The organism is uncultured Virgibacillus sp. (assembly GCF_947495635.1).
Taxonomy (GTDB): Bacteria; Bacillota; Bacilli; order Bacillales; family Amphibacillaceae; genus Virgibacillus; species Virgibacillus salarius.
The window spans coordinates 1-7,427 of record NZ_CANMAB010000143.1; the positions used below are offsets into that span (position 1 = coordinate 1).

The following is a 7,427-nucleotide window of genomic DNA, read 5'->3' on the forward strand; positions in this document are numbered from 1 at the left end:
CAATATACATCAAACATTTCAAAATAACTACTTGGCTTAACGCAGTCATTGCACTGATTTTATACTTTCTTAACTTTAAACAAAAAATACTTTCCTTTGCATTACTTATTCATGCAAAGGAAAGTATTTATAATGTTAACTTAAAGTTTAATTCTCTTACTATACCTATCTACTAGCTTTTGATTATGTTCATCTGCTCCTTCAATATTCCCACTCAGAAAGACTGGAGGACTATAGTTATTCTCAGCCATCACTTTAACAGCTTGAGCAAAGATTGCATTCAAAATAGCGGAGCCAATTACGGTTGAACTTGGTGAAAAATTTACCTTTACCTTATCATGAGATAACAGCGCATCTCCAATAGGTGCATGATTATCGATGACAATATCTACAGCATCATACAAATGCTCACCACTCGCATGTCGTGATGGCTGACTAGAAGAATAGGAAATAGATGTAATCCCTACTACAAAAGCGCCTTTTTGGTTTGCTATCCTTGCTACATCCACTGGAACAGGGTTTCGACCAGATGTAGAAATAACAATTAACATATCTCCGTTTTGAATATCTTGTTCGTCCATAAATGTTTCTGCATAATTATTTTTCCTTTCAAGCGTTGAAGATCGTAAAGCACCCTCGTGCAGCATAAGTGGTTCATGTAAAATAGGATGAATAGGCACTAATCCTCCTGCTCGATAGTATACTTCCTCTGTTAAAATGTGAGAATGACCACAACCAAATAAGTGAATCACCCCGTCATGCTCTATCGTTTTTGCCACCTGCTGAGCTACTTGCTGCATTACCTCCTGTTCCTCTTTCTCAACAACAGCTAGTAGTTCTGTAATTTCACGAAAGTATTGCTGGATCATGACAAACAGACCTCCTCAAAATTTTTAAGATTTTACAAATGCTTGTCTCTCTCTTTCTAAACATCGCTAACTCGAAGCCTTTTCAGTTAAAAGCCTCACCATATTCTCAATAGCAATATCTATGATATATTTCCCTTTCTCACTCGTTGCAAGCTTGGCATCACCTAATACAGCTGATTTTGTAAATGTTTCCCATGGAGTTGGCGTAACATCAGCATTAGCTGGAATCTCAGGGATATCCGTAATAGCTTTATCCATATCTACAAAATCCGGAGCTAAATATAGCATATAGGAAGTCTCGATTTCACATGCGTGGAAATAGGTGTTATGAGCTGACTTTGTTTCCCGAACGTCTTCAGCTGCTTGATTCATACCTGGATAAAAGAAATAGAATACTCGTAATTCTGGGCAGGTTTCAAAAAGTACACGAGCCGCTTCCTTCAATGCTGTTCCATTACCTAAATGACCATTAATCATCGCAAACGTAGTAAAGCCTTGCTTGTATAAACTTTCTCCTATATCAACGAGAATCGATATAAGTGATTCATTCTTTAACGTAATGCTTCCTGGAAAATTACGTAAGCTCCAAACTTGGCCATACGGCAATGTCGGTAATACTAATCCATTTACTTGTTCTGCTAGCCTCCTAGCAACACTTTCTGCCAAAATATTGTCCGTACCTAATGGCAAATGTGGACCATGCGCCTCCACAGCACCAATTGGCAAAAGCGCCACTTTACATGTCTTTATCTTTTCTTCAATCTCGTATGAATTTTGATATTGAAATTCCACTTCATTCACCTTCTACGCCTTACTTTTTAAATGAAAAACAGTTAGCAGGGTTTTCTATAAAAAATCTATCAACCAATTGTTCTCCATCGAATCCTTTTTGGTTTGCTTCTTCAATAAAACGTGGTACCCATTTACCAAGAATATTTTCTAATCCCAAACCATGATCGTAATGCTTATAATATGATTTTCTAGCTGTATCTCCGCTAATAAGAATTTGCCTTTCATACCCTTTATCAACTAACTCCAAAATACAGGAAATCCGAGTACTCTCTGGTGCATATTTAAATTTCGAGATACCATCAAAGGAAAGAAGTGCACCTGTCTTTGCAACCTGTTCATGATAAAAAGGATCTGGATTTCGATCCATATGCCCAAAGCTAATAAATTCTAAATTCACACCTTCTGATTTAAGAAGTTCGATTTGTTCTAACGCCATCGTACCTGCTTCTGTATGTGAATGGAGAGGTGCCTTTGTTTCATGATGCGCCCTTGCAACAGCACGTAATGTTTTTTCTTCTAAAGGGGTAATCCGGTTATACCCTGTACCAAATTTCACCTGTCCTCCACGTATTCCCGTTCCTTCAAGACCTTCTTCAATTTCCTTAATAACAACATCAGCAAGATCATTAATGGAAGTTGCATCAATCCACTCATAAAATGTTTGATAATTCCCAATTACTGCTTTTACATGCTCTGGTACAGGTGCCTCCCATAAGAAGCTTTTATTAAAACCAGCTGTCCCAATGATTGTAATTCCAGTTTCATCAGAAATTTCCTTAACTGCCTTTACATCTCTACCATAATCAATAGCAGTAGCATCAACAATTGCTTGACCACCGAGTTGTTTGAAATCTAAGACATCGAGCTTCGATTTTTCTTTATCATCAAGTAGTAAATCTTCCGCTTGTTTTTCAACCCAATATGGCGGACGACAAACAATATGTTCATGTGAGTATGTTACTCCCAATGTTTTGGGATTAATATCTCCATGAAACGTACGAATAAAGCTCATAAAGTACACACTCCTATCATTTTATTATTATAAGATGGTGTAGTTACACGCCTATATAGTGAAAGGAATATCTCAAAAGTTAGACCTTCTTTTAACAATCTCCTCTTGAGCAAAGCACTGTAAACTTTATACAGTTTCTTCTCCCACAGAAATACCTTCTTACCAATTGAAACCGATGAGATATCCACTTCAAACATTTTTAAAATAACAATTGTGAAAGAAAACGGATAATTGGTCCTAAGATGAACATATCCGAATCTGCTGCCCACATTGCTGTATCTGGAACGGTATCCGGCAAAAGTAGTTTAACCATAACAAATTGGCCCCACGCAACTACTGTAGAAGTAATAAAGCCTGCAATTAATGCTCCTCTTACTCCACCTGTTGCATTTCCAAAAACTCCAGCTGTAGCCGAATGGAAGAATAAAACAATCATTGTCGGAACGAATACATAGCCTACTGTATTTCCTAATACAACTAACCATAGTAAAGAACCAATAAAGGAGCCTAAAAAGCCTAAAATCACGGCATTCGGCGCATATGGAAATACGATTGGGCTATCTAATGCAGGCTTGGCACCAGGAACAATTTTTGTAGCAATCCCTTTAAATGCTGGGACCATTTCTCCGATAAACATTCGCACCCCTAGTAATACAACAGCGATTCCAGCTGCAAAAGTGAAGGATTGGATGATTGCATAGATAATAAAGTTTTGATCACCGGCAGCAGCTACTAGCTCTTGTGCACCTGGTGTATTCTTAAAAGAAATGATAACTGCTCCAACTAGAAATAATAATCCCATGGTTAATGCCGTAATAACATTTGAATCTCTTAGAAATTCTAATCCCTTTGGAAGCTTAATTTTTTCTGAGTCATTCTCTTTGTTTCCAAGAAATTTACCTGCTAATGCGCCAAGTAAGGCTACAGATGCAGAAGTATGACCCAAAGCAATATTGTCGTTACCTGTAATCTTCCGCATAAATGGTTGGGTCAGAGCTGGTTGAATTGTCCAGTATAATCCCATGACAACTGCTAGGAAAATTACCAGCTTTCCAAAGGAGACATCACCAGCTGCTTGAATGACAACACCTGCGAATATCGTTGTCGTCCAAAACATCATATGTCCTGTTAAATAGATGTACTTTAACTTCGTAAAACGTGCTAGCAATACATTGATAATAAAGCCTAATGTCATTGCCAATGTTACAGCGCTCCCATATTTCGCATTAAAGCTTTCTTGCCCCATAAAATTGCCTAATGGCTCCGCTGAGAGGTTGAATACTTCCTTCCACAGAGGCTCAAAAACAGTTAAAGCATTAACAATGACTCCAGATCCAGCACTAATAATTAAAAATCCAATAACAGCCTTAAATGTTCCACTAATTGTTTGACTAACTGATTTCTTTTGCAGTATTAGTCCCAAAAGCACGATAAAGCCTAATAATATCGCTGCCTCACCGAAGACGTTCGTAGCGACCCATACAATAACATCCATCCTTAATTCCTCCCCTTTTATATCTCATTAGTAGTTGTAATTAGTTGCTATCAACATTCTGCTCAATTGCTTGATTAATTTCTTCCATATCAAAATAATTGTTCACAATAATAATTTTTGCAGGATGTCCTATTAGCCCTTCCGATAGCTCATTACTTGTAATAATGTAATCAGCATTCATACTGGAAGCAGTTGAAACATCGGTATGCTCAACATCTGCTCGTATCCCTTTCTCTCTAAGCGCCTGCTCTACATTCATTTTTAAAATTAAGCTTGTTCCTTGACCTAAACCACATACAGTTAATACTTTCAGCATTCTTATCTCCCCATTTCGATTATTTTGTTTATATCAGCAATTCCTCTTGCATGAATTAATTGATTAATATTGTCAGCATTATTTAATAGTCCAGTTAATTTCCTTAATAAAACCAAGTGCTCATCGCTAGAAGCCGCTCCTAATCCAAATACCAGACGAACAGGATCGTTTGTTGCATGTCCAAATGGAATCGGTTTTTTAAGTTGGACGAGAGAAACCGAGGCTTCATTTACCCCATCCTCGGGCCTTGCATGAGGTATAGCTATTTGTGGTGCTAGTACAAAATATGGACCATTCGTTTGATAAGCTTGTTTCATTGCCTGAATATAGGACGATTCAATTAATTTTTGCTGTAATAGAAGGTTACCAGCAGCTTCTATTGCCTCTTCAGCATTTGCTACTTCTACATCAAACTGCACCATATTTTCTTCTAAAAATTTCATATGCTTTACACACCTAACTTTTCAAATAATAGTTAATTTTCTTTTGAGTAAACGCGGATAAAATGACTAATTTCACTTTTATCCATTGTCTGGGTAAGATGATTTTTATTTTTCTTATTGGAAAATAACCGTGTCAATTGTGATAAGGCTTTTAAGTGCTGCTCGTTATCCTTTGATGCTAATATGACAAGGATACGAACTTCCTTTCCTAGAATATTGACAGGCTCACGTAAGCCAAGCATACTAAAACCAGTTTTGTTAACACCATCGAAGGGGCCGGCATGAGGTAAGGCAAAATGTTCGGATATTACCACGTATGGCCCACTATTTTTTATATTCTCAATCATTTTTTCAATATAATGATTCTCAATATATTTTTCATATAATAATGGTTTTGCAGCTATTCTAACCGCCTGTTCCCATGTATCTACACGTTCCATTACCTTAATTCGTTGTGGTGGTAATAGTTCATGTAAACTCTGCTTCCCTCCCTCATTATCAAGGTGTACTGGAGCATAGAGATATCTTCTTAATTCCTGACGAAGCGCATCCTCATTGTGAATAGAGGAATAACGCCTTACTATATCTAATATAGTTTCAGCAGAATATCTTTGCTGCTTATTCCCATTGTCAAACAAACTATTCACTTTCTTGAATAACTGTTCTTTATCATCATCATTTAGGACAGGATTAACCACAAAAACAGGAACTCCACGTTGTGGAAGCGCTATGGTAGACACGATGAAATCTATCGTTAATTCCATTTGTTGATATTCTCTTAATGAGGTTACACCTTGAATCTCAATATTGGAAAACAACCCCTCAAGCTGACTTTCTAGGAGTCTTGAAGTCCCTAAACCATTGGTACAAACAATGAGTAATTTCTTAGGTGATTGCTCAAGAATTACTCCCTCTTTACGAAGCCAACCGCCAAAGTGAATCGCAATAAATGCTATTTCATTCTCATCAACTTTTTGATTCATGAGATTTTCAAAATGACGCATTACCTTTTTTGTAATATGGAATACCTCTGGATAATTCTGTTTGACGGATGCAACTAGCGTATTTTCTACTTTAATTCCGTATTTAATTCGGTAATAAGCAGGCTTTAGATGAAGCAAAAGATTCTGAATGATAATATCTGGTTCATCAAACTCAACCGCTGCATATAATTGAAAATCAGCAACCATGTTCTCTACCACGTCAAGCAATGACTGCATTTCTTTATTTGCTAAATCTGGGCCTAAATTATATTTCACTTTGGCACTGAGCAAATATTTAGTGATATAATAAACTTCTTCATGTAAAGCTTGTGGGTTTGACAATCGTTTAAATAGTTGCTCGCATAATAATTTAGCCCCTACATATTCCTCTGTTGCTGCGATGATTTGTTTCTCAATAGGGTCATTCTCAATGACTGCTCCTTTTTCCATTCTCTTCATAAAGAAATGAAACCATATTACTAAGTTGTTTAAAACATCATCGATGATCTCAATCTTAAATTGCTGTTCATACTCGATTAGATACTTGTGGAGAATTTGCAGCCACTCCATACGAAAAATAGAGAATGTTTGTAACGGTGGTATTTCATCCATCAGACTATACCAGCCGTCATTTGGGGTTACGATGGAAAGATAGTGAATCAGCAAATCTCTGACATCGCTTTCATTTCCAGTAATATAATAGCCTTCTCCTCGTTCTGAACTTAGTTGTAATGCATATTCACCTATTTCCCGCTTTAATTTCTTGATGTCTTCAAGAATGGTATTCCGGCTTACTTGTAGAAGCTCTTTTAAATCTTCGATAAAATACGCTTGGCTACTACTAGTTATATGAATATATATCCATGCCCTTCGTTCACCTGCAGAATATTCATAATAGGAATCCTCCATCAACGTGTACTTCTTTATTATTTCCTGTTTCGTTTGATCATCAAGGTATATCCCCTCAGATCTAACTTGTTTAATTGCATCAAACCCATGTTCCTTTAACCAATCATTAACCTTTTCTAAATCATTGTAAATAGACCTTCTTGATACATTAAAAATGGTCGAAAGCTTAGATACCGAGATATAAGCATCCTGTTGAATCAATTGTTTTAAAACTGCCATACTACGTTGATTCATATGATTTCCTCCTACATTCAATCGAAAAAGTAGTATGTCTTATTCTTATTATAATCAACTCGTATTGTCTGAATAAGACCAAATCAATCACAGCCAAATATGCAAAATTGGATTTTGATCCATAAATTTGTCGAGGGGGACAAAACGCCAAAAACAACTTTTTTATAAGGTACATACTTATATTTTCCTAATCAATTAGAAAAACTGAGCAAAATTCGCTCAGTCCTTATCACTAAATGCTCAGGTTTGCGCTTCCTCTAGTAGCTATTATGGAATAATAGCTACTGCTGGACCACCACTCCGGCTACCCACTTCCCTTTCCGTGGGGTTTGTCCTTCAGCTAACTTTTTTAGCAAAACCCGCTCAAAAAAGTG

General features: G+C 36.8%; 7 protein-coding genes. All 7 read right to left on the bottom strand.

Translation table 11 applies throughout. From position 1 onward, the window contains the following. Positions 1 to 140 precede the first annotated feature (140 nt). The 7 genes from Q1A47_RS19315 to Q1A47_RS19345 all read right to left on the bottom strand — a co-directional run bounded on the left by Q1A47_RS19315 (position 141) and on the right by Q1A47_RS19345 (position 7,053). The gene (locus tag Q1A47_RS19315) at positions 141 to 869 is read right to left on the bottom strand and encodes an SIS domain-containing protein (RefSeq protein WP_026682005.1); all 729 of its coding nucleotides are present in this window, start codon (positions 867 to 869) and stop codon (positions 141 to 143) included. A gap of 66 nt (positions 870 to 935) precedes the next feature. After that, a complete protein-coding gene (locus Q1A47_RS19320) occupies positions 936 to 1,661 on the bottom strand; it encodes a creatininase family protein (RefSeq protein WP_026682004.1) in 726 nt (241 codons plus the stop codon). Between the two features lie 19 nt (positions 1,662 to 1,680). Then, entirely contained in the window at positions 1,681 to 2,673 is a 993-nt protein-coding gene (locus Q1A47_RS19325; protein WP_166530247.1) for a phosphotriesterase, read from the bottom strand. Between the two features lie 199 nt (positions 2,674 to 2,872). After that, complete coding sequence (locus tag Q1A47_RS19330; RefSeq protein ID WP_026682002.1) at positions 2,873 to 4,168, bottom strand: PTS ascorbate transporter subunit IIC; 1,296 nt, start codon at positions 4,166 to 4,168, stop codon at positions 2,873 to 2,875. Positions 4,169 to 4,208: 40 nt separating this feature from the next. Continuing rightward, a complete protein-coding gene (locus tag Q1A47_RS19335) occupies positions 4,209 to 4,481 on the bottom strand; it encodes a PTS sugar transporter subunit IIB (RefSeq protein WP_026682001.1) in 273 nt (90 codons plus the stop codon). Positions 4,482 to 4,486: 5 nt separating this feature from the next. Beyond that, complete coding sequence (locus Q1A47_RS19340) at positions 4,487 to 4,927, bottom strand: PTS sugar transporter subunit IIA (RefSeq protein ID WP_026682000.1); 441 nt, start codon at positions 4,925 to 4,927, stop codon at positions 4,487 to 4,489. A 32-nt stretch (positions 4,928 to 4,959) separates the two neighbouring features. Beyond that, positions 4,960 to 7,053 (bottom strand): BglG family transcription antiterminator, encoded by a 2,094-nt coding sequence (locus Q1A47_RS19345; RefSeq protein ID WP_034679319.1) that lies wholly within the window; start codon positions 7,051 to 7,053, stop codon positions 4,960 to 4,962. Positions 7,054 to 7,427: the final 374 nt, after the last annotated feature.

Bases quoted from the DNA above. Each gene is read 5' to 3' on its own strand.
- Q1A47_RS19340 (WP_026682000.1), bottom strand. From the start codon at position 4,927: ATGAAATTTTTAGAAGAAAATATGGTGCAGTTTGATGTAGAAGTAGCA.
- Q1A47_RS19325 (WP_166530247.1), bottom strand. From the start codon at position 2,673: ATGAGCTTTATTCGTACGTTTCATGGAGATATTAATCCCAAAACATTG.
- Q1A47_RS19315 (WP_026682005.1), bottom strand. From the start codon at position 869: ATGATCCAGCAATACTTTCGTGAAATTACAGAACTACTAGCTGTTGTT.
- Q1A47_RS19345 (WP_034679319.1), bottom strand. From the start codon at position 7,053: ATGAATCAACGTAGTATGGCAGTTTTAAAACAATTGATTCAACAGGAT.
- Q1A47_RS19330 (WP_026682002.1), bottom strand. From the start codon at position 4,168: ATGGATGTTATTGTATGGGTCGCTACGAACGTCTTCGGTGAGGCAGCG.